Source organism: Methanolobus sp. WCC5, assembly GCF_045690325.1.
In the GTDB taxonomy this organism is placed as follows: domain Archaea; phylum Halobacteriota; class Methanosarcinia; order Methanosarcinales; family Methanosarcinaceae; genus Methanolobus.
In genome coordinates, this window is sequence record NZ_CP146981.1 from 1,302,352 (window position 1) to 1,324,573 (window position 22,222).

At 40.6% G+C, this 22,222-nt stretch carries 12 protein-coding genes, 2 tRNA genes and 3 rRNA genes; 3 read left to right on the forward strand and 14 right to left on the reverse strand.

The genetic code is table 11. The features are described 5' to 3' along the window. Nucleotides 1-52: 52 nt before the first annotated feature. The 5 genes from rrf to V7O64_RS06265 form a co-directional block, all read right to left on the reverse strand. Nucleotides 53-174: ribosomal RNA gene (gene rrf, locus V7O64_RS06245) — 5S ribosomal RNA — on the reverse strand. Between the two features lie 21 nt (nt 175-195). Continuing rightward, a tRNA-Cys gene (locus V7O64_RS06250) sits at nt 196-267 on the reverse strand. A 98-nt stretch (nt 268-365) separates the two neighbouring features. Beyond that, nucleotides 366-3,290, reverse strand: a 23S ribosomal RNA gene (locus V7O64_RS06255). A gap of 123 nt (nt 3,291-3,413) precedes the next feature. Next, a tRNA-Ala gene (locus tag V7O64_RS06260) sits at nt 3,414-3,486 on the reverse strand. Nucleotides 3,487-3,580: 94 nt separating this feature from the next. Next, a 16S ribosomal RNA gene (locus tag V7O64_RS06265) occupies nt 3,581-5,055 on the reverse strand. Together the 16S, 23S and 5S rRNA genes with 2 tRNA genes alongside form the textbook arrangement of a ribosomal RNA operon. A gap of 779 nt (nt 5,056-5,834) precedes the next feature. Between V7O64_RS06265 and V7O64_RS06270 the strand changes: the two genes are divergently transcribed. Further along, nucleotides 5,835-7,043: a C39 family peptidase gene (locus V7O64_RS06270; protein ID WP_407357150.1), complete on the forward strand. Its 1,209-nt coding sequence runs from the start codon at nt 5,835-5,837 to the stop codon at nt 7,041-7,043. Between the two features lie 269 nt (nt 7,044-7,312). Further along, nucleotides 7,313-8,482, forward strand: a complete 1,170-nt coding sequence (locus tag V7O64_RS06275) for a HEAT repeat domain-containing protein (protein WP_407357151.1) — start codon at nt 7,313-7,315, stop codon at nt 8,480-8,482. A 242-nt stretch (nt 8,483-8,724) separates the two neighbouring features. Here the strand turns inward: V7O64_RS06275 and V7O64_RS06280 are convergent, their stop codons facing one another. The 5 genes from V7O64_RS06280 to V7O64_RS06300 all read right to left on the reverse strand — a co-directional run bounded on the left by V7O64_RS06280 (nt 8,725) and on the right by V7O64_RS06300 (nt 15,482). After that, nucleotides 8,725-9,558, reverse strand: a complete 834-nt coding sequence (locus tag V7O64_RS06280) for a metal ABC transporter permease (RefSeq protein WP_407357152.1) — start codon at nt 9,556-9,558, stop codon at nt 8,725-8,727. Then, nucleotides 9,548-10,342, reverse strand: a complete 795-nt coding sequence (locus V7O64_RS06285) for a metal ABC transporter ATP-binding protein (RefSeq protein ID WP_407357153.1) — start codon at nt 10,340-10,342, stop codon at nt 9,548-9,550. The genes V7O64_RS06280 and V7O64_RS06285 overlap by 11 nt, the downstream gene beginning before the upstream one ends. Before the next feature lie 232 nt (nt 10,343-10,574). Then, the gene (locus tag V7O64_RS06290) at nt 10,575-12,668 is read right to left on the reverse strand and encodes a metal ABC transporter solute-binding protein, Zn/Mn family (protein ID WP_407357154.1); all 2,094 of its coding nucleotides are present in this window, start codon (nt 12,666-12,668) and stop codon (nt 10,575-10,577) included. An 805-nt stretch (nt 12,669-13,473) separates the two neighbouring features. Next, nucleotides 13,474-14,556, reverse strand: coding sequence for a DUF2284 domain-containing protein (locus tag V7O64_RS06295; protein WP_407357155.1), 1,083 nt, complete (start codon nt 14,554-14,556; stop codon nt 13,474-13,476). A 206-nt stretch (nt 14,557-14,762) separates the two neighbouring features. Beyond that, nucleotides 14,763-15,482 carry a DUF4231 domain-containing protein gene (locus V7O64_RS06300; protein ID WP_407357156.1) on the reverse strand — a complete coding sequence of 240 codons (720 nt, stop codon included), beginning with the start codon at nt 15,480-15,482 and terminating at the stop codon, nt 14,763-14,765. A gap of 91 nt (nt 15,483-15,573) precedes the next feature. Between V7O64_RS06300 and tnpC the strand changes: the two genes are divergently transcribed. Continuing rightward, a complete protein-coding gene (gene tnpC / locus V7O64_RS06305; RefSeq protein ID WP_407357278.1) occupies nt 15,574-17,007 on the forward strand; it encodes an IS66 family transposase in 1,434 nt (477 codons plus the stop codon). A 276-nt stretch (nt 17,008-17,283) separates the two neighbouring features. On the opposite strand, the gene V7O64_RS06310 is transcribed toward tnpC, so the two are convergent. The 4 genes from V7O64_RS06310 to V7O64_RS06325 all read right to left on the reverse strand — a co-directional run bounded on the left by V7O64_RS06310 (nt 17,284) and on the right by V7O64_RS06325 (nt 21,782). Then, nucleotides 17,284-17,766, reverse strand: coding sequence for a TIR domain-containing protein (locus tag V7O64_RS06310; RefSeq protein WP_407357157.1), 483 nt, complete (start codon nt 17,764-17,766; stop codon nt 17,284-17,286). 1 nt (nt 17,767) lies between these two features. Next, nucleotides 17,768-18,589 carry a hypothetical protein gene (locus V7O64_RS06315; RefSeq protein ID WP_407357158.1) on the reverse strand — a complete coding sequence of 274 codons (822 nt, stop codon included), beginning with the start codon at nt 18,587-18,589 and terminating at the stop codon, nt 17,768-17,770. A gap of 544 nt (nt 18,590-19,133) precedes the next feature. Continuing rightward, the gene (locus tag V7O64_RS06320) at nt 19,134-20,747 is read right to left on the reverse strand and encodes a hypothetical protein (protein WP_407357159.1); all 1,614 of its coding nucleotides are present in this window, start codon (nt 20,745-20,747) and stop codon (nt 19,134-19,136) included. A gap of 3 nt (nt 20,748-20,750) precedes the next feature. Next, on the reverse strand, nt 20,751-21,782 hold the full coding sequence (locus V7O64_RS06325) for a radical SAM protein (RefSeq protein ID WP_407357160.1): 1,032 nt from the start codon (nt 21,780-21,782) through the stop codon (nt 20,751-20,753). Nucleotides 21,783-22,222: the final 440 nt, after the last annotated feature.

The window sequence follows — 22,222 nt, forward strand, 5'->3', positions numbered from 1 at the left end:
AAGATCAAAGATTAAAATCAAAACAGAAAAATAATAATAGATCGTATGAGTGAGCTGGCAGCGATCCAGATTTCCCGAAGACTCTCGTACTTCAGTACAGTAAGGAACGCTGGCAGGCTTATCTTCTGTGTTCGGTATGGGTACAGGAATTGCCCTGCCGCTATGGCCGCCAAACTCTCTCATGATGAACAGTAAAGCCAAGGTCCGGATTCGAACCGGAATGGAATCGCTCTGCAGGCGATTGCGTAGCCGCTCCGCCACCTTGGCAATGAGCGATTCATGAATGAATCCATTGCATTTAAACTTTACTGGAAAGTTCGTGTATATCATCATGCACATATCAGATTTCGCCTGGACAAAGCAAGACGGACAGGCACGGATTTTTAGTAGCCGCGGACTGAACACCTCGTTGCCTTGGTGCGTACATCCCGACCCTATCAAACCGGTCTTGTACCGGGATCCTTAATGTGGTCTCTTTTCAAGTCAGATTTCGAGCTTAGATGCATTCAGCTCTTATTCCTTAGCGCGTAGCTGCTCAGCAGTGCCCTGTCGGACAACTGATACACCAGTGGCGCCGCTACCCTGTTCCTCTCGTACTAAAAGTAGCTTACCCTCAGACCACTGACACCTCTAGTAGATAGTAACCGACCTGTCTCACGACGGTCTAAACCCAGCTCACGATCTCCTTTAATAGGCGAACAACCTCACCCTTGGCCGCTGCTGCACGGCCAGGATGGAAAGAACCGACATCGAAGTAGCAAGCTGCCGGGTCGATATGTGCTCTTGCCGGCAACAACTCAATTATCCCCGGGGTAACTTTTCTGTCATTTTTGGCTCGCACCAAGCGAGCACAAAAGTTCGCTAGAACCGACTTTCGTCTCGTCATCCACTACTGTGCTGAATAACGTCAGGCTGACTTATGCTCTTGCACTCTTCAGTGGGTTTCCGACCCACTTGAGTCAACCTTTGTGCGCCCTTGATATCTTTTCAAGGGCGTCCCGCCCCAGGCAAACTGCCCACCTATCGGGGTCCTCCTCTCGGAGTTAGGGCCGTAATTTCAGAAGGGTAGTGTCCCAATGGCGACTCCACCGATGCTGGCGCACCGGTTTCGACGTCTCCTACCTACACTGTACATCCAAAATCACAACCCAACGACAGGCTGCAGTAAAGCTCCACGGGGTCTTCACTTCCCCCTAGAGGTCTCTAGACTGTGCACTAGAAAGTAAGCTTCACCGGACTCTGGCTAGGGACAGTAGAGCTCTCATTGATCCATTCATGCAAGTCGCCAATTAAGCGACAAGGTACTACGCTACCTTAAGAGGGTCATAGTTACCCCCGCTGTTTACAGGCCCTTCGTCCCGTTGAACCGGGGTTTCAGGTACCTGCACTGAGCAGGATTCAGAGATCGTACTAGCCCTTACGGGTTTGCGATCTCCTATGTTGATATTAGACAGTTAGAGCTCTCTTGTCACTGCGACCTGCTGTCTTCACAGCAGGCACTCCTTCTCCCGAAGTTACGGAGCTAATTTGCCGAATTCCCTTAGCCAAATTATTCCGACACGCCTTAGCCTTTTCAGCTAGGGGCACCTGTGTCAGTTCTCGGTACGGACCCATGACTTCCTTTTCACGGGTTCCCGGGTGCAGCTGACTTTCGCCATAACACATTCGCCCGCTTCTCGCCATTACGGCTCTCCACGGGATTCGGTGCTTAGACGGCGCGACGACGCCGCTCAGCCTGCCCAAAAACGTCAGTTTATTGTCATGAGGTACAGGAATATTAACCTGTTTCCCTTTTGGCGTACTCGGATTACGGTACGTCTTAGGACCGACTAACCCTCGGCTGACGATCATTGCCGAGGAAACCTAGCCCCTTCGGCGGATAGGATTCTCACCTATCTATGCTGTTACTATTACCAGGATTTTCGTTTCCGCACGGTCCACAGGACTTCACAGCCCTGCTTCTGCCCGAACGCAACGCCTTCCTACGAGATCACCTTGCGGTGCTCCGTGGTATCGGTGGTCGACTTGAGCCCCGTCCATTTTCGGGGCCCCAAACCTCGACTGGTGGGCTGTTACGCACTCTTTAAAGGATAGCTGCTTCTAAGCTAACCTTCCAGCTGTCTAGGGCTTAGGACGCCCTTTAGTATTAACACTTAGTCGACACTTTGGGACCTTAACCACGGGCTGGGTTGTCTCCCTTACGGACTACAAGCTTACCCCAGTAGTCCGGACTCCGATCTTCTCAGACGACGGTGAGTTTGGAGTTTGACAAGTAGCTGAGGAATTTCTTCCCCGGGACCACCAATCAGTGCTCTACTTCACCGACTATCTCCGATCAGGTCATGCTGCGACATGTTTCGGAAGGAACCAGCTGATGCCGGGTTAGATTAGCCTTTCACTCCGAGACGCAGGTCACACGAATGATTTGCAGATCAATACCGCTTGCGGTCCTCCACGTAGCTTTCGCCACGCTTCAACCTGCCCACGCCTAGATCACCCGGCTTCGGGTCGTATCCCAATGACTCCACGCACTTGTATACGTCGCTCCTCGCCTTACGGCTGCGAGCATGTTGCTTTCGCTTCGGCTTCCTATTTGAAAGTTAGCCATCGCCATTTGAATACACTCCCTGGCCCGTTCTTCAAAACGTAAGATATGACATTGGCAGTGATGCCCGTACAGCAGCCTCGCGACTGTTTCCTTCGCATCAAAGATCCTTTAACGCCATATCGCTCCATCGCCTCCAGGTTTCAGGCACTTTTAACCTCCCTTCTTGGGGTACTTTTCAGTTTTCGGTCACCCTACTAGTTCGCTATCGGTCTCAAGTCGTATTTAGTTTTGGAAGTTGGTGCCTCCCAAATTCACGCGGGAATTCCGACCCACGTTACTCAGGTTATAATCCAGATCCTTTGGTCGTTGTTTACGTGACTATCACACTCTGTGGTCTAACGTTCCAGAAAAGTTAAACTCCAACCAAGTGGGACCTTTAGAAAGAACCTACAACACCACATCTCCCGCTCGTTACCGGCGGGATTCAGTTTGAACTGTACCGTGTTCATTCGCCATTACTAACGGTATCTCTTCGATTTCTTTTCCTGCCCCTACTAAGATGCTTCAATTCGGGGCGTTCCCGATCATTGATGATCGACACGTAAAACGTGTCAGGAAGACCCATTAGGAGATCCCGGGTTCATAGGCTCCATGCACCTACCCCGGGCTTATCGCAGCTTGGCACGTCCCTCATCAGCGCTTGAGCCGAGCCATCCACCTGAAGGCATATTTACCAGAGTCCATCTCACTTTGTCCAGTGAGCGTCTGATATATGCATGCGTATACACGATCTCATTGCAGCCGGCCTGGTCGCCGACCACTTCATCCTTCCCCGGCAACATTACTTGCCGGGTGCACTGAATAATGGACTTGCTGGGATTCGAACCCAGGGCCTTCGCCTTGCAAAGGCGACGATCTTCCAACTGATCTACAAGCCCATGAACGATCCTTATGTTGTGGATCTTCATTCTGGATCTGACAGTTTTTCGATTTCTGACCGGTTGTGGTGATCGGCGTTTTGCCGATCTGCTTAGGAGGTGATCCAGCCGCAGATTCCCCTACGGCTACCTTGTTACGACTTAACCCCCCTTGCGAAATTTAGGTTCGAACACGGCACTTGGTCCGTGCCCTCACCCATACCTCACTCGGGTGGTTTGACGGGCGGTGTGTGCAAGGAGCAGGGACGTATTCACCGCGCTATATTGAAACGCGATTACTACGGATTCCAGCTTCACGAGGGCGAGTTGCAGCCCTCGATTCGAACTACGGCCGGGTTTATGAGATTACCAACCCCTTTCGGGGTAGGGACCCATTGTCCCGGCCATTGTAGCCCGCGTGTAGCCCTGGAGATTCGGGGCATACTGACCTACCGTAGCCCGCACCTTCCTCCGCTTTAGCAGCGGCGGTCCCCACAGAGTACCCATCATCCCTAAGGATATGCTGGCAACAGTGGGCACGGGTCTCGCTCGTTGCCTGACTTAACAGGATGCTTCACAGTACGAACTGACGACGGCCATGCACCTCCTCTCAGCGATTCAGGTAAGACCTTCAGCCTGACCTACATATTGCTGTCGCCCCAGGTGAGTTTTCCGGCGTTGAGTCCAATTAAACCGCAGGCTCCACCCGTTGTAGTGCTCCCCCGCCAATTCCTTTAAGTTTCAGCCTTGCGGCCGTACTTCCCAGGTGGCTCGCTTCACGGCTTCCCTGCGGCACCTGAAACGGTCGCACCATCCCAGACACCTAGCGAGCATCGTTTACGGCTGGGACTACCCGGGTATCTAATCCGGTTCGTGCCCCCAGCTTTCGTCCCTCACCGTCGGACCCGTTCTGGTAAGACGCCTTCGCCACTGGTGGTCCCACAAGGATTACAAGATTTCACTCCTACCCCTGTAGTACCTCTTACCTCTCCCGGTCCCAAGTCTGACAGTATCCCCCGGAAGCCTAACAGTTGAGCTGTCAGATTTCCCGGAAGACTGATCAAACCGGCTACGGACCCTTTAGACCCAATAATAGTGGCCACCACTCGGGCCGCCGGTGTTACCGCGGCGGCTGGCACCGGTCTTGCCCGGCCCTTGCTAACACATGCTATTTATACATGCGGACAGCCAACATTGTATGCTGGCACTCAGTGTCCCCTTATCGCGGTTTCCCGCATTGTAAAGTTTTCGCGCCTGCTGCGCCCCGTAGGGCCTGGATTCATGTCTCAGAATCCATCTCCGGGCTCTTGCTCTCACAACCCGTACCCGTCGTCGGCTAGTAGGTACGTTACACCCACTACGACCTGATAGGCCGCAGATTCATCCTAAGGCGCCGGAGCTTTTGACCACAGAACATTCCAGTATCTATGGTATATCAGGAATTATCACCAGTTTCCCGGTGTTATGCCTGACCTTAGGGCAGATTATCCACGTGTTACTGAGCAGTACGCCATGTTCACGAAGAACATTTGACTCGCATGGCTTAATCGAACACTGATAGCAGTGACCTCTGGCAGGATCAACCAGAATTGTTGATCACACACAAATTTTGGAAGTCAATTAAGGAATCGATCGGAAAGAACTCTCTTGAGAGTATACTTCCTTTCTGCACATTAGTTTGGTTAATTCCTTTAAGTTTGTAGTTAAACACTACCGGTCAGAATTAACCGAACTGCCAAATCCAACGTCGGACAGAAAAAGCTTCTGTCCCCACTTATAGTATAAGGCGGTGATTGTAAGTGTTTCGCGCGATTTGCGCGGACTCCTTCAAAGGCCGTATTCGTATATATACCTTTCGAACCAGAGGGTTCGAAGGAAAAGGGGCCTTTGAGGCACTTAACTGATGAAATGGGATTACTACTTCATCAGATATTCACGACTGACAAATTAACTGATGCGCAGACCGCATCATCTGGCTCGTCGCGAGCACCCCTACATAACAGGCTTTGTATAAAAGGGTTGCGGGAATGAGAACAATAACAACGATCACATACAAGATAAACAGATTTTTTTACAAAAATAAATGATAGAATCGATTCAGAAAACAGAAAAAGAAAACAAAAAAATGAAGGAAAATCAGAAATATTGATTTTCACATTAAGCAGAGCCCCGGATACAAAAAGGAATATACATCATTATCATTACAATTAGCATATTTCTTCAGAAGGTTACGTATATATAATAACACAAAAGAGAATGAAACTCACAAAACATACATAGAATACACACTCCATCATTCCTGTCCTGGACGCAGGATACACATTCAACAATGCTGGATGCGGCCATGGATCTTATGGAGAATATGGGATATGAACGGATCGGGGGGTCCGGAAATAAGTCGAAGAAACGTAATACCACTGGCAACTAAAACACTCGCCCTGATAGCCTGTGCCATGATTATATTCACATTCAATGTCGCCTCTACAGAAGAAGCACTGAGTACAAAGACCAGCATTAACGGATACACGGACATTGATCAAGATCCAGTCAAAAGCAAGATCCTTTCAGTACCATACTACAATCAGGGCGACACAAGCTGGTGTATTTATTACTCCCTCAGCATGATGCTAAATTACAATAACATCCGGATCCAACCATGGGAAATAGCAAGTCATTTCAATTCAGGCCACCACGAGACTTTCAAGGAGCAATACAACATTTTCGATCACTCGCTTGAAAAATACATAAAACAATCCGGTCCACTCAATATCAGAAGAACTATATGGGGATTCAATGTCAGGGATTTTGACACTGAAAACTTCAATGGACTAATAAAAGATAACATAGACCGTGGTCAGCCGATCCTTATGGCATTCCAGTATGAAGGCACAGACAGCAAAAGGCAAGGTCATGCAATTATTGCAGTAGGGTATGACAAAGAACACATCTACCTTACCGACCCCAGCGGAGCAATAACCGAAGACCTCTTGCAGATCAAAGGAAGATATGTTGCAGTACCTGTTAGCTGGAATGATTTCAACGAAAAACTTGTTAAAAACATAAAACCTTCGAACATGGCCTTTACCATTGAAATTCTCGAAGATGCACCGATCAAAGGATCCGAAGGTTCCATCTACATGACCGATCGCAGCAATTACGGATTCAGTTGCCTCAGTTTTACAAACCGCAAAGATCCCTTCGACATTGGATTACTTCAGTTTGACGGCAGAGATGAAAATGGATATAATATAGTCAAAAAACATGATATCAGCACAGCAAGAGAACCTTCCCCGCAGGACTGTATGTCCGTATATTTCACAGTCTCAAATCCGACATCAGTACAGAAAGAATATAAAGTCATAAGCAGCTTTATCAATAAATATACAGGAGAAGCACTAGAATCATTTTATTATGAAACGGATATCAGTATAGCCCCATACAACAATGTCCCGAAAGGAATAAACTACTCCAATCAGCTTGAGAACGTCCCGGCCGGAGAATACGTTATAATGCTGACACTTAAAAACGAAAGAATGGACATTATAGATTCGATTACCCTGGACATGAAGATTTACTGAGCTGGAATGAAAACTATACAATTAGATGCTGGATTAAAAAAGAGAAGGGGTATTAATTGAACTTCAATCAATAATCATTATATCAACTCACTACATACACAATATATTGACCTGATACAGATATTTCATTTTATGACGACGAACAAATATACGAAACATCTGACATATATTCAGGTAATATCTGAACAACTAATTCAAAATCAGAGAAGTACTGAATCTATATAGCTAGGTTTTTATTATCCACCCCTAATAATACTAACGGGTTATTGATGAAAGATATATCCGGAAAAAATAAAGAATTCACCTCTTCTGTAAAAAAGCTCCAAAAAGGCATCTTTTCAAATGCAGATAAAAGATGTAATGCTGTAATATCTCTTGAAATGATGAAGGACAGGGATGCAGTGCCCTACCTGCTGAAGGCGCTCAAAGAAGAATCAGATGAAAGAGTACGAACCTGTATTATAAGGTCCCTTGGTACCTTTAAAGATCCAGGAGCAACAGAAACCTTATTTGAATTAGCTCTCGGAAGATCCCCTGACAGCAAACAGACGATTTTGTCCTCTCTTGATTCATGTATTTCAGATAAAGACCTTCCTTTTCTTGCTGATGCACTTTCATCCGGTAAAGCTGACAGGAGAATACTTTCAATCCAGTATCTGGGAAAAGTAAGAAACCCTGATTCCATTCGTATCTTACTTGGCTGCCTTAATGATAAAGACATGGAAATAAGACCTCTTGCATCTGCATCTCTGAAATCTTTTACGGAGGAGGATATAATACCCCTGATCGGTGAAATAATCGAAAAAGCTGACAGGTACTTTAAAATCCGCCTCCTTCAGTTAATAAATGATACTAAAAGTCCTTTTGCAGTTCCTTTATTGATGCAGGTCTTAAAAAGCGATGATGTTGATGTACGAAGCAATGCTTCAAAAGCTCTCAACAGCTGTATTAAAGAGGAATCTGCAGTTTATCTCATAGATTCACTGAAAGATGACAATTATAATGTGAAATGCGTTGCAATAAAAGAACTATTGGTTCTTGATGCAGAAATTCCATTTGATGCATTGATAGAACTTCTTGAGGATGAAAATGAGCATGTCAGGAGTTCTGCAGTTGAGGCACTTGTTGCTATTGCTGATGAGGAAAGTTTATCCCTTCTTGAAAAAGTGAGTCAGGCAGATCCTGATGAATGGGTAAGGAAACTGGCACATAATAATATTTTAAGAATCCGGAACCAAACAACCAGGGGAGATAATGGTCATAGTGATAATAATAACAAAAATAATAAGGAATCTGTGAAGCTAGATAAAGACATAAAAGCCAAAAAAAGCAGAGCAAGGAAAATATCATTCTGCCCATATTGTGGTAACAGTCTGAGTCTCTCTATTGCACCTTTATTTTGTCCCTTCTGCGGTGAGAACTTAACTGATAACAGATAGAATTTTGCAAATCAATCTCTGTAAGACTCCTCATTTTGATAAGAAGTATAACCCGGACATACCTTTCAAGCTTGTGAACAATAGCTTGAATTCAATTTTTTTGCTTGATCCCAATACCTTTTTACCCTTTGTTACCATATTCCATTTTCAGAGCAGAGACATCGTTTCAACCTGTTTCTGTTATGATACAATTCCCTGTCTGTTTCATCGATGCAGGAAATCTGATCGAAATAATCTGATTATCATGCTTTTTTCAGGCGTTTATAGCTTGTTACCAGTAGGAACATGAGTATTCCTGTAAAAACAATGACTCCTGCTGCTGCTACATCCATTATCCCGGAGATGACTATTCCTGTGACCATGCTAAGAAGGCCAAAGGTCATGCTGTATATAACGGTATTGCGAAAGGATTGCTCCAGTTGCAGCGCTGTGAGGGCAGGGATGACAATAAGTGCAACAACAAGGATAATTCCCACCACCTTTATTGAGAGCACTATTGTTATACCCATGAGTATATTGAAAACCACAGAGATTCCCGAAACCGGGATACCATTCATCCGGGAAGCCCTCTCATCGAATGTGATCGCCAGAAGCTCCTTGTACAACAACATCATAACAACGAAAACCGCAAGCCCCAGTACGCTTATAAGGATCATATCCTCCATTGTGATGGTCAGTATAGAGCCGAATAGATAGTCCATTATAGCAACATTAAAACCGCCTGCAATGCTGATTATTATAAGTCCCAGAGAGAATCCGCCTGCAAGCATGACAGCCATAGCTGAATCAGATTCTGCAATACCTTTGCTCCTCATATAAGATATCCCAAGAAGTGCAAGAATGGAAATTATCATCGCAGTGAATATTGGATCAGTCCCGATCAGTAATCCAAGAGCTATCCCTCCAAAAGCAGTGTGTGCTACACTATCGCCTATCATTGATTCTTTTCTAAGGACTATGAAAAGACCCATTGTAGAACATATCAGGGATATCAGGCATCCGCCTATCAGTGCCATCTGGAAGAACGGCATCCTCAGCAATTGAGGCAGATCACCAAGAAGCATATCAAGCACCATTGAAATCACCTTTGCATGTATGGGAGTGGAATACAAAGTGGAAATGCTCCCCATAAGCTTGTTGCAGGAACTCGTTTGGATCAAGGTCAGGTCTTATCTCAGAATCGTGGACCTTATGATTTACACAGATGACCCGTGACATGCGACAGAATACAGCAGTCAGATCGTGAGATACAACCAGAATAGTTAGCTTTTTGTGACGGTTCAGATTGCTCAGGGTCATATAGAATCTCTCCTGGGTTTCAAAATCCATTCCGGTTATAGGCTCATCCAGAAAAAGGACCTCAGGGTCCCTTACAAGTGCCTTTGCAACAAATGCCCTTTGTTTCTGTCCTCCGGAAAGCTGTCCTATCCTTCGCTGTGCAAGATCGGATATACCCATAAGATCCATTGCTTCATTGACCTTATCCCAGTCCTTTGAATTAAGTCTTCTAAATAGATTCGATCGCCTGACCCGCCCCAGAGAGACAAGTTCTTTAACACTTAAAGGAAAATAATAATCAAACTCGATGGCATTTTGGGGAATATAGGCAACTTTATCCCATTGGGTGAAATTGTAAGTATTCTGACCGAACAGTTCAATACTTCCTTTTTCATGTTCGATCTCACCCAGTATGCTTAAGATCAAAGTGGTCTTACCCCCGCCATTTGGACCTATTATTCCAACATAGTCCCCCCTATGAATAGAAAAGTCTGCCTCCTGGATAACTTTGCTGTTACCCCGGTCAACATCCAGTCCATTGACCCTGAGTATTATATCCGCCGTCTGTTTATCGCTGATCATATGTTGGTGTCCTGGTCATTTGCTTAGAATAATATGAAACTTTAATGTGCTTGTACAAATCCTCATTCTGTCATCTCAACTATGGGAAGCTGCAACCACAGAATACGCAGAGTTCACGAAGAAAGATGACCATTTGTACCCTCTGTGCTCTTTGTGAACTCTGTGCCGTAAACCCAATACGTCGTTTTCGACTGAGCCTTTTATTTATGCCATAAGCAGATCACATAGCAGATCACATGGCTCTGAGCCCTTTCTTGAGGGCTTCAAGGTTTGCCTCCATCTGCTCCAGATAGTCCTTATTGTCAATACTTCCCGTCATGAGATATAGAGTCTCAACTTGCACTTCCTGCCCACTCAACTTTTCAGTGTTGCTTTTTAATGTCTTTACATATGCATCTGAATAGACCGGATCAACATACAGGAAATAAGTGTCAGTGTCTATCATCTTATTAACAAGGGCAGCCATGGCCGAGGAGCTTGGCTGTTCATCTGCCGATATACCGATAACACCTTCCTGCTGGAAGCCATATCTGCCGGCAAGATATCCATATGCCGCATGTGTCACAAAAATATACTCCTTTTCTGTGTTGGCAAGTTCATTCACATATCTTTCATCCAGGCCCGTCAGTTCATTCTTCAAAGAGTTCCACCTCTGGGTATAGTAAGCTTCGTTTTCAGGGTCTGCCTGAACAATTGCCTCATATATTCTTTCGCCCTGCTGCATTGCAATATACGGACTTATCCATGTATGGGGATCATATAGTCCGTGTTGATGCCCATCATGATCATTGTGTGATCCGGATTCAGCAGCTACCAGTGCAAGTACATTATTGGACCCCGGTTGCTCTTCAAGTTGCCACGTCCGGATAACAGACATCTTGTCCAGGCCGATCAAATGAACATTACCATCAGCTGTCAGTGCCCGCAATGTATCTTTGTCTTCATTTTCTATTATCCGCATAGCCTGCGGGAAGGAACCTTCAAGCTGAACATTGTGGGTATTTCCTGTCTCCAGATCGACCAGCACTACCCGGCCCTCATTGGGATCTGAAAGGGCGACCATGTTACTGCCACTGATGAAAACAGAATTCGGCCAGCCATGTTCTTCAGCTACTCTTTGGACCTGGACCTCTATCTCTTTCTCAAGTACCTCATTGACAAGGTCATAGACAAGAACACTTGAGTATTCCAGACCCATGGACTGATCACCGACGTATGAGATAAGCCATTTCCCATCCTCACTTATCCAGGAGCGGGCCAGATATGTACCTGTATGAGTATATGGGATCAGGCCTTCATATCCTGAACTTGACATCCTGACAAGACCAAAGGTATCCCCTCTGCCGTTGAAGTACACCTTACCCGTAAATGTGGAATAGACTCCCCCATGAGGCGACTCCCCTGCATTGCCCTGGGCCACAAGATCGCCATTGGATGCCTGGATTATACGCAGATTCTCTCCTGCCGGAGTTCTCATTTCCCCTATATAGAGCAAACCATCCTCATCATACTCAATAGTGGCATGACTTGTTGATGAGGTACCTTTGTCTTCATATTTACTATATGCACCTGGGTTATCAACGTTCACCACCAGGACCTTTTGTTCATTATCAAGGGCAAATGCTATCTGCTTATTATCATGGGATATTGCATAATGCCTTGGCATTCCTGCATCTATAGAAGTTACAAGCTCCGGGTCATGGAAGTGATCCCCATGCAATCCTGTGTTAAGGACCTTCAGATCTTCAGGGTTAGGTATGAACAGATAGGAATCACCAAAGGAATTCCTAAGCTGCGGTGCATTATCAAAAAAACCACTGTGCCTGGTGGTATTCATACCAAAGGGTAAGGTGGTGACAAGCACTGCATTGTCCTCACTTATATCATAGACAAGTGTCCGGGAGTTATCATTATCGAATATGAATAAGCGTGTAAGGTCATGGTCATATGATGTTACCAGATCCAGACCTTTTGTTGTTTCCACAACAGCCATCTTACTATCCTCTAAAGAAGGTAGCAGACTGTACTCAACCCATGGCTCAAGACCTGCCCCGTTATATACAAAAAGATCAGCTCTGCTGACTTTTAGTACGTCGGATGCAGACGGATACCAGGAATGTACCTCTGTATTCTCAGGGACAAGAAGGTCTACTTCCACCTTATCTCCCCCAATCTCCTGAGCCATATACCCCAGAGGATATAAACTTGTCACTATTCTAATGTGTTCACTATCATCATCCCCCTGTATCGAAAGAACAAAAGCAAGGGCGATAACTGCAATCAATACTCCCAGAACAAGGAGTGACCTTTTCTTATCCATGACCATCAAACTCACCATATTTTTGGACATACTCCAAATATAATAACCGTTATGGCTACATTTGACGTGTAATTACATATATACTTTTCTCATTGCAACAGTTTTCTAAGCCATATAATATATATCCTTAAAAATAGATCCCTGAAAAAGATACCGAATTCAATACCAAAATAAAAGCAAATGACTTTTTTGGAGTCGTACCAAACATATTGAAGCTTAAAAAAACAGGAAATATAAATGAAGGATCCATAGCAAATTACTCACCCGATGTTCCTCCACACACAAACCCATCCCGGAGGATATCCCGAAAACAGCCTAAGCGGCGCATGAGCGTACACCAGGATGAGCATCGCTTTTTTGAATTACCTTCCCTGCACGGATGCGAACTTGAGAGCATCGGTGCAACAACCGCCTTAAAGCGCTGTGGTCCGAGCACCCACCGGAGCACAGGACGACAGTGCGTCAAATGCCAATGAAACAAGGCGGTGCACCGCCCGCAGTAATGCGGAGGGAGCGAGGACGGAAGCTGCCAAAACGGACCGATCCTGAGGATACTTGTTACTTTGCTCCTTTTTTGAGTGTTTGGAGAAATTAACCTTCGTAGATAATATTTTGAAAAATATTCATATTGGACATGATCATAAATTACTATACTCATTACCAAATTTATTTTGTTTTAAAATACAATATTTGAAAATAAGTAATATTAACTTTTTCAGCTAGGAGCAATTTGAGGCATTGGGGAGATTTAGAGCTGTGCTAAATTGATTTAAATATATTACATGTTTTTCTTTTCATTAATGAATCAAAACTAAAAATGCAATAATTCAATACCATATTTGCCTTTCCCAAAATTTGATGGGTATATACCTTGTGATTGCATAGAAGGAGATAGCAATTTCCTATGATTGCATACTGGTTTATCTGACAACGAAAATGTGCATTCACTGCACTCATCACAATAACAATCCCTTAAACTCAATGCAAAATAAAATCCCATTGAAAAAAATGCTGAATGGATTCTTTTTAAAGCTGTGTTATAACTATATTTTTTTGTATTATTTTTTTTCCATTTCCATAATATGAAATCTGTCCATAAATTTAATTCTAACTTATTAGAATAGGGAGGGCATGAAAAATTACCCCGGTTAATATGATAACAATTTGTTGTACAATTATAATCTTTTATCTCTAAATCAAAGATTGATTTAAGCTCTATGCTTTCAAATAGTTTTGGGAATTCCTGTGATAAATTTAAACACATTTTTTCTACTTGTTCTTTGCTAATTCCATTATATTTTTGAAATGATTCCCTCTTTTGTAAATTTATTGAGCAAATTTCATTTGTGTTAAATAATACTGCTGCACATCTATTGATGCTGTTACGATTTGGCATCGCAAAATCAAATCCTGCATTATTCATAGTTTTTTGACAATCAATCCCAATGGATTCCATACTAGTCAATTTTAAAGATGGTTTTTTGCATTTTTGATTATTTAATATAGAACATTCTCTACATTTTTTACAACAACCACCAGACAGAACAATATAATCTACATCACTACTGGCCATGATATTATCGAGTTGAGTCGATATTCTCTGTATTTCCATTTCTTTATGAGAGTTTTTGATTTGCATCTTGAATCGAGAATAATCATCAGGATAATCGTAAGTAGTAGCCACTAATAATATCCACTCAAATTTACCATTTTTTATTTCATTACATAAAGCATTTGATGCGGGGGGGCAAGAATAACTTCTGTTATATTTTTTACACCCAAATTTACACATATATTCTGATTTGTTATCAAAGACAACTTTATCAAAGGGGATTGCTTTCATGAAAGCTAATGGACTATCACTAAAAAAATCGGTTAACTCTTGTAATAACATTTATTCACTTCGATTATTAATAGTATTTTTAAGATATTGAGAATCGGGGCATATGATATAGATTCAATTAGGGAATAGGTTTGCGATATGTCCCCTTGCATTAAGAAACTTTGGGGAACACACTTACATCTACATTCATCTTTTAAATTACATTTATAACTGCAGAATGCTCATACATCAACAAACAATTATATATATGAAATATTTTACTCCAATTTATGCCATTGGTTGAACAGTCCGCGATTTACTAGCCACATCGTGTGCTCACGTGAAATCGCTTGCTCAGCATTTAGAACCAAACTCCGAAACTCTGTTTCTTCTTTAGCCAATTCCATTTCCTGCCTTATTTCGCTTAATTCACGAGCTGTATTTAGGTAAGGTTCCACTAATTCTGCATACTGTTTACTTTTACTCCAGCCAATTATACTTGTTATTATCGTTGCAATTAAAGCTAGAATAGGTGCACCATTTACATGATTGTATAGCAAATAAATACACGCAACAGTAGCAATAAATTGCAACGTTATTATGCAAACATCAGATATATAAGAATGATTTTTATTCCACTTTGATTTATTTGTATACCAAGCAATTTGATCATTAATCCGTTCTTTAATGTAAGTCTCTTTCTTTTCTTCCCATTCCATTTTAGTTATAATTTCCATTGTATCTTTTATTTCGTCGATTCCCTTGGAAGAAATTGTTTTAGGATAGGGGATTATTTCACATCTTTCTTTGATTTCCTTAATTTGTTTAAGGAATAATTTATTAGCTGCGCTTTCATCACAAAAATCTCCACATCCCACTGCATATTGCCATGCCAAACTCTTTATAGATTCAGCAACAGCTCTAAACTCAAACCATTTCCTAGCAAGTTGTTTTTTATCACATAATAATTGGTAACTATTCAGCCTGATTTTCCTCATTGATGCAAAAATCGATATACTATGAACACATTCTACATATTATTAAAATATTTAAGTGTCGTCAATAAAAAACGTCTATCAATCTGAGGGGATTTGTATAGAACGAGAAGAAATACTTGCAGTTTATGAAACTGGTCCTGAAGCAGTAGTAGAACTTGTAACTCAGCTATTTGGGATAATAGAAAAACTTGAAGAACGTGTCAAGCATCTGGAAGAGATGCTTGAAAAGAATAGTAGCAACAGTAGCAAACCACCTTCTACTGATTATTATGCACGGAATAAACCAAAGGTCAAAAGTCAGAGAAAAAAGAGTGGTAAATCCCCAGGTGGTCAAAATGGTCATCCGGGTACTACCTTAAGAATGACTGATGAACCGGACGAAGTTGTTGTTCATCATGTTGACAAATGTACTAATTGTGGAAGCTCGTTAGCTTCCATTCCTTCTGGTTATGAACGAAGACAGGTCTTTGACATTCCACCAATAGTAATTAAGTGTACAGAGCATCGTTCTGAGATAAAAACATGTCCTAAATGTTCCCGTGTAAACAAAGCTGTTTTTCCTGAGGGTGTGACTCAGCCAACTCAATATGGTATTCGGGTCAAGTCTGCTGCAGTTTATTTGCACATTAACCAATTACTTCCTTATAAGCGTGTAGCCGGTTTGTTCTCTGACATGTTAGGATGCAGGATAAGTCCTGGTACAATAGTGAACATAGTGAGCAGTTGCTTTGGCAAACTTGAATCATTTGAAAACGAAGTCAAACACCTTCTGAAACAATCTCCTGTTATCAATCTGGATGAAACTGGAATGAGGGTAAATGCAACTCGTAACTGGCTTCATGTAGCAGGGACAAGCAAACTGACATATTATTTTCCACATAAAAAGAGAGGTTCAGAAGCAATGGAAGCCATGGGCATTCTACCAGGTTACACTGGTGTTGCAACTCATGATTTCTGGAAACCTTACAACAAATACGATTGCCAGCATTCGTTGTGTAATGCACATCTGTTAAGGGAGCTAACCGGAGCTCATGAAAATAGTGAACAACAGTGGCCAAAGATAATGGCAGATCTGTTGATGTGCATCAAACATCATGATGATAATGGTCTTTTAAATCCGGATTTAATTCAAAGGTTCAGTGAGGATTATGATCACATCACTTGTTTTGGGATGAGTGAAAATCCTCCTGACCTTGAATCAAATGTGCTGTCTGGAAAACGGGGACGTAAGAAGCAAACCACGGCAAAGAATTTGCTGGATCGATTTATCGGGTTCAAGGAAGATATCTTGCGGTTTATGTACGACCCAGACGTTCCGTTTGATAATAATCAGGCGGAAAGAGATATCAGAATGACGAAAGTACAGCAGAAGATATCCGGTACTTTCCGTAGTGAACAGGGTGCGAGAAATTTCTGCCGGATAAGAGGATACGTTTCTACTGTTAGCAAGAATTCTCTATCTGTTATCGACTCAATTAATGCAATATTCTACAGGAATTCACTTTCTCCAATATTGCAGAATTGATAGTGGATTAAGAAATCTGGTAGTAGAAATGAGCTAGGCTGAATAGTTACAATAATTGAATGATTATTCCTACAATGAAGAGAAGAAATATAATTGAAAAACCAATTGTAGAAACTGTTTTATCGTAATAAAAAGAGATAATTAGAGATAATACTGCAACAGTAACTAATTGAATTAACTCAAATATAATTAGTAAAAAATAGTTGTTTTGTGCAATCATAGCACTTTTATTGTAAATAGAATGACTATCTGGAAGTTCCATAATCCACCATTAATTTATCTATTACAACCACTTTCATTCATATTACTATACTTTTCCATTTGCCTAGTACGTTCTGCAGCTTTTGCAGTTCTCTCTATTGCAGCTTCAATTTCGTCTTGTTTCCATTCTACAATCTCCGCACCAGCTTCATATAGTGCTCTTCCAACTAATGAATCCCGAGGTGGTGGTGCAGTGTCCTTGAGAAGAACTCCTACAATTACGTTCGGATTATTTTTTTTTAAACTTTCTCTGATTTCCCAAGCTACCCATTCGCTATTTGCTGTATCTTTACCAATGACCACTACCGTAACTGATGAACCTGTTATTTGCTCACGAATCTTTCTTTTGATATAGCCTTCGTTTTCACTATTCACTGGATCCAGGAGATGTCGACCAATAAAATCAAATTTAATTTTAGGATTTTTCCCCTGTAAATTGAAGGCTTTCGCAGACATCTGATCAGCATGTTGATATGAAATAAAGATTCTACGCGCCATTTTATGGTTCTCCTGTATTTTTCTGCAGCGGCTGCAAAGATGCTAGTTCTCCACAATTTGGGCATCTACGTAGGAGTGCTTTATTAATAAAAATCTCTTGACACGCCGAACAAACCCACTGATCTCCATCGCTTGAGTTTTTTACTCTTTGAGGCGTTAACTGTTCGCATGATTCTTTAAATAGCGGTTCTAAATATTTTCTTGCATACTCCCAAGAGAATTTATCTTTCTGCTTCCACCCTATGTAACGATATTCCCCATATTGTAAATTGAAACGTTCAAGACGATCAATTTCTTCAAGATAAAAAGCAGTAGAATCCTCATACGAATCAAGTAAATTCTTGAGTTTACAGCATGTATCATATGAAATTCCCTTATGAGTTCTAAAGAATTTAGTCAGATTTGATCCAAATTTCTGACCAATCTCTACCATACTTATCGGCGGATTTATGAAATGCATTTTGTCTGCAGCAATAGAAAAATCCCAATCACCCGAGAAAGCTCCTTCAATATACCATTTGATATGATAATATCCAGTAAGTACACGAACACCATTTCTATTAGTGACAAAAAAAATGTATGGGCGACCATTCTTAACAACTCCTTTCCTCATATTAGGAGAACATGTAGAAAACAATCCATATGTCGATGTTTCAATATTAGGATCGCTTTTATTGTCGCCTGGCTTTGTTACCCAACGCACTGGTAGTGGACTAAGATCATCACTATAATAATATGAGAGATAGCCTTCTGGTTGTGAGGGAACTTCTAAAGATTTCCAAGGTTGGTTAGGTGGTGTAACAGACTTTTGATTTGAATTCATTCATATATCCTTGTAATTCAGTTTTTACTTAGTAATTAAGAGGATAGATACATATTATATCCAGTATATTATTTAACAAATATTGCAATATATTGCTAGTTTATACTATGTTAATTTTGTTAGAAATCATCCTAATTATCAATTAATGATTATAACCTGACTTCCCAATTTTTAAGCGCATTTCAGCAGGGGACATAAATAAAAAAAGCCACTGGAGTTTGATTTTTACTTCTTAGCATACAGAATAATGTAGTAAAGTATAAGCACATAATTCCGCATCAAGAGGCGATTATGCGCCTAAAAATGCGGAAGTCAAGTTATAAATATTATACTTCGCGTGAAGTAAACCTCAAAAAAGAGAGGGTAGAAGTTTTCCTTAGAGCATTTTAAAGAAATTAATAAAATAATAATATTGGTTCATTCTGTTTTCAGCCACTATGTAGTCTATTTATCAAAACCAAGTCTCAATAAAAAAATGATATATGTAATGTAGTGTTTTCGCAGTGTGTGACTTCATCCAAAATTGAGGTAATTTCGCTCATATTTATGTACTCTGTTGTCCATTTGCTTTTTGAAGGAATTTATCCCATGTTTTTTCATTCAAAATACTCAGTGAAATATCTTTTTTTTCCATAACAGGTCTGCTGTTTTTAGTGATAGTTAATTGAATTTTTATGTCTTTAGGGTTCGGATGTTCGAAGGTGTAAGTATAATCGATTTTATCTTTTTCTTTTGTCTTGACTTCTATAGAATCAATTACATTAAAAATCAACGTAAACTCTCGATGATCACCGTCAACTGCACTTCGCAATATTTTTATATAATTATCTATCTTTCGCTTAAAATATTTCCTTACAAAGTCATGCACAGTTGTATCATCAAGTTCTGAAGGTTTATTATCAATTCTTATAGTATACTCAATTTTGTCTTTCTCAAACCAATTAATATTCAGATTATACTCTTGTGGACTTGTTAAGAAAAGGTCTGACAATTTAGGTCTTCCCCATTCCTGCATCTCATCTATAATACGAAGTAGGAACGACAAATCCATTTTCAAATTATAAATATATGTTGAGTTATGACTTGCGATTGCACGCAATATTCTTTGCCTTATCAAAAAATGCCTTGCGTCAAGGATATTCATATGCTTTCGTTGATCAATACTCAAATCGGTTTCTAAGAAATAAACCAGTGTTTTCATTAATATAATGCAACTTTCAATACCATGATCTCTTTTTTCCAGTTCTCTTGAAAACTTAGAATAGTACTTGGCTTGTACGTGAGTAGTAAATGATACTTTACTAGATTCCTTTCCATCCTTAATCTCAATAAGATGGTGATCTTCTAGATTTGATGATATTAACTTGATTATGGAATCGTTGAACACGTGGCTTTGGTGAGATAAAAGATAAGATACATCTACATCAAAAGTATCTAACATTTTCCTTATCTGCTCATGAATTTTGTGCACAGTTTCCATAGGATAGCCCAAATCATGTGTCAAAGAAACTATACACCACATGGCCTCCTTTTCCTCAGGTGTTATCATGTACTTATTGGCGTATTCAATATCTTTTTCATCCTTACAGATATCAGTATCTTTAAGTTTATCTTTGAATTTATCTTCTAATTCATTGACCTTAACTTGCAGTTTGCTATCCATCACATCAATGTTTTTAAAGGCAACATTCACTTTTTTTTCGCCAGATTCTACAAAACACTCTAAGTAATCACGAACAAGATACTCCCCTAATAAAAAAACTTTGAATACATGTGATACATGGTCTCTATAATATTCACTGCTCCCATATAGCATGTTTTCAAAATTACAATATTCATCAAAAAATTCATTAAGCTCGTCAATTCCGTAATCACCGTCATCATGGTGATTCTCTCTTTCATCTGATGACTTCAAATAAATAATTGCAAGTGCAAGAAGTTCTTTCCATACGATTGTTAGTTTTTCTCTTTGTAGGTGCAAGCTCTTGTCTATCTCAAGATCACCAATAGCGGCATCCAATGCAGTTTTTCGTTCATATCGCATGTAAACTTTGTCTTCATCAATATTGTAAAAAGAGAATTTTTTATAATTTTCTATGAGCCATTCAATCAATCTAGTATCCTCAATGCGGTCATTGGCTCTTTCTTCATGCCCCATTTTTCATACCTCAGTTTTACAAATATGGCAGATTTCAGTTTTGTGGGTATCTGATTTAGAGGCTGTAACTGCCACTACTGACTCTATTTTTCTATTTTGAGGTTTTAATAAATTTTGTGCAAGACATACAAATGATTTTCTATTCAATAGAGTTTTCCTTGAGGAGATGAAAATATCAGAATTACACAAAATGTAACTCAAAGAATTATCTCTAATATTGTTAATATTACCAATATGATTAATATTTTTCATTCCTACACACGGAAAAACATAGCCATCTGGTCTAATTGCGGCTTTTGCGATTCCAGCAGTACAATGCTTATTTGTTAACTGCAAAGAACTAAAATGAGCACCTAACGTAATATCAATTGGTGAGGTTTTCATAATATTGAATAAAGTTTCTTTAAAGTGAGAAAGTTCTGAATCAGTAAGCTCCAGTTCATCTTTATATTGTTCTCCTCTCCCTTGCGGAACAAACCTCAATAAATGAAGAGATTTTACGCCAATCTTTTCAAGTAAATTAGCAATTAAAGAGACATCATTTAAATTATCTTTAACAGGAACAACATGCACTTCAACTTCCAAATTCACTTTTTGTGCATTCTCAATAGACTGCAATAAATTATTAAAACTTCCTAACTTTCTGGTCATTTTGTCGTGAATATCAGAATTAGACCCATGCAAACTAAAAACTATTTTCTTTGCACCACATTCTTTCAGCTCATTAAATTTATTTAATGTTATTGAAGAAACTGTCCCATATTCATTAAAGTAATTCCCAGAAGTGAATATGAAAACATCAATATCCAAATCACTTATGTATCTACATAAATCACTGAGAAAAGGACAGGTAAAAGGCTCCCCACCTGACAAAGAAATCTCAGCTACTCCTAACTCTTTAGCCTGATCTACTATTTCCTTTAATTCTTCAAAAGTAAATTCAGGGTCATAAGGTTCACCACCATTTGATGAACATAATTTACAACTCATTGGACATTTGCGCGTAATCTCCAATGTCAAATCTCTTAAAGCCATACATCACCCTCATGCATCTCCTATGTCTCCTAAGTACTATTCTGATTTATTTCAGATAATGTTTTTTGTCCTTCTGGTAAGGGTAAATTATATGTGTATTTTCCTCTCTCTATTTTTGATATTTTCCCACTGATGAAAAGTCTGTTAATTGCACTGTTGACTGTGTTGTATTTGAGCCCTAATTTTTCAGTGAGACTTTTGGGCGTAATGATTTCATATGGATGATCTATAATATATTTATACACTATATCATAGTTGCTATATATTTTTTCTTGAAACATAAAATTGCAATATTGCAATTTTACTTCATAGTATATAAATATACCTACTGTTGTTTAGCAATGTCTGCTTCTGAATCTAATAAATCTAAAATCTTAAAAACAAGACTATATACATTATTTCAGTAGTCCCACTCGGACTAAGTACTAGTTTAATATCTT

Excerpts from the sequence above, each read along its gene's own strand:
- V7O64_RS06325 (WP_407357160.1), bottom strand. The coding sequence starts at position 21,782 with ATGGCTTTAAGAGATTTGACATTGGAGATTACGCGCAAATGTCCAATG.
- V7O64_RS06275 (WP_407357151.1), top strand. The coding sequence starts at position 7,313 with ATGAAAGATATATCCGGAAAAAATAAAGAATTCACCTCTTCTGTAAAA.
- V7O64_RS06295 (WP_407357155.1), bottom strand. The coding sequence starts at position 14,556 with ATGTTATTACAAGAGTTAACCGATTTTTTTAGTGATAGTCCATTAGCT.
- V7O64_RS06315 (WP_407357158.1), bottom strand. The coding sequence starts at position 18,589 with ATGAATTCAAATCAAAAGTCTGTTACACCACCTAACCAACCTTGGAAA.
- V7O64_RS06310 (WP_407357157.1), bottom strand. The coding sequence starts at position 17,766 with ATGGCGCGTAGAATCTTTATTTCATATCAACATGCTGATCAGATGTCT.
- V7O64_RS06285 (WP_407357153.1), bottom strand. The coding sequence starts at position 10,342 with ATGATCAGCGATAAACAGACGGCGGATATAATACTCAGGGTCAATGGA.
- V7O64_RS06290 (WP_407357154.1), bottom strand. The coding sequence starts at position 12,668 with ATGGTCATGGATAAGAAAAGGTCACTCCTTGTTCTGGGAGTATTGATT.
- V7O64_RS06270 (WP_407357150.1), top strand. The coding sequence starts at position 5,835 with ATGAACGGATCGGGGGGTCCGGAAATAAGTCGAAGAAACGTAATACCA.
- V7O64_RS06300 (WP_407357156.1), bottom strand. The coding sequence starts at position 15,482 with ATGAGGAAAATCAGGCTGAATAGTTACCAATTATTATGTGATAAAAAA.
- V7O64_RS06320 (WP_407357159.1), bottom strand. The coding sequence starts at position 20,747 with ATGGGGCATGAAGAAAGAGCCAATGACCGCATTGAGGATACTAGATTG.
- V7O64_RS06280 (WP_407357152.1), bottom strand. The coding sequence starts at position 9,558 with ATGGTGCTTGATATGCTTCTTGGTGATCTGCCTCAATTGCTGAGGATG.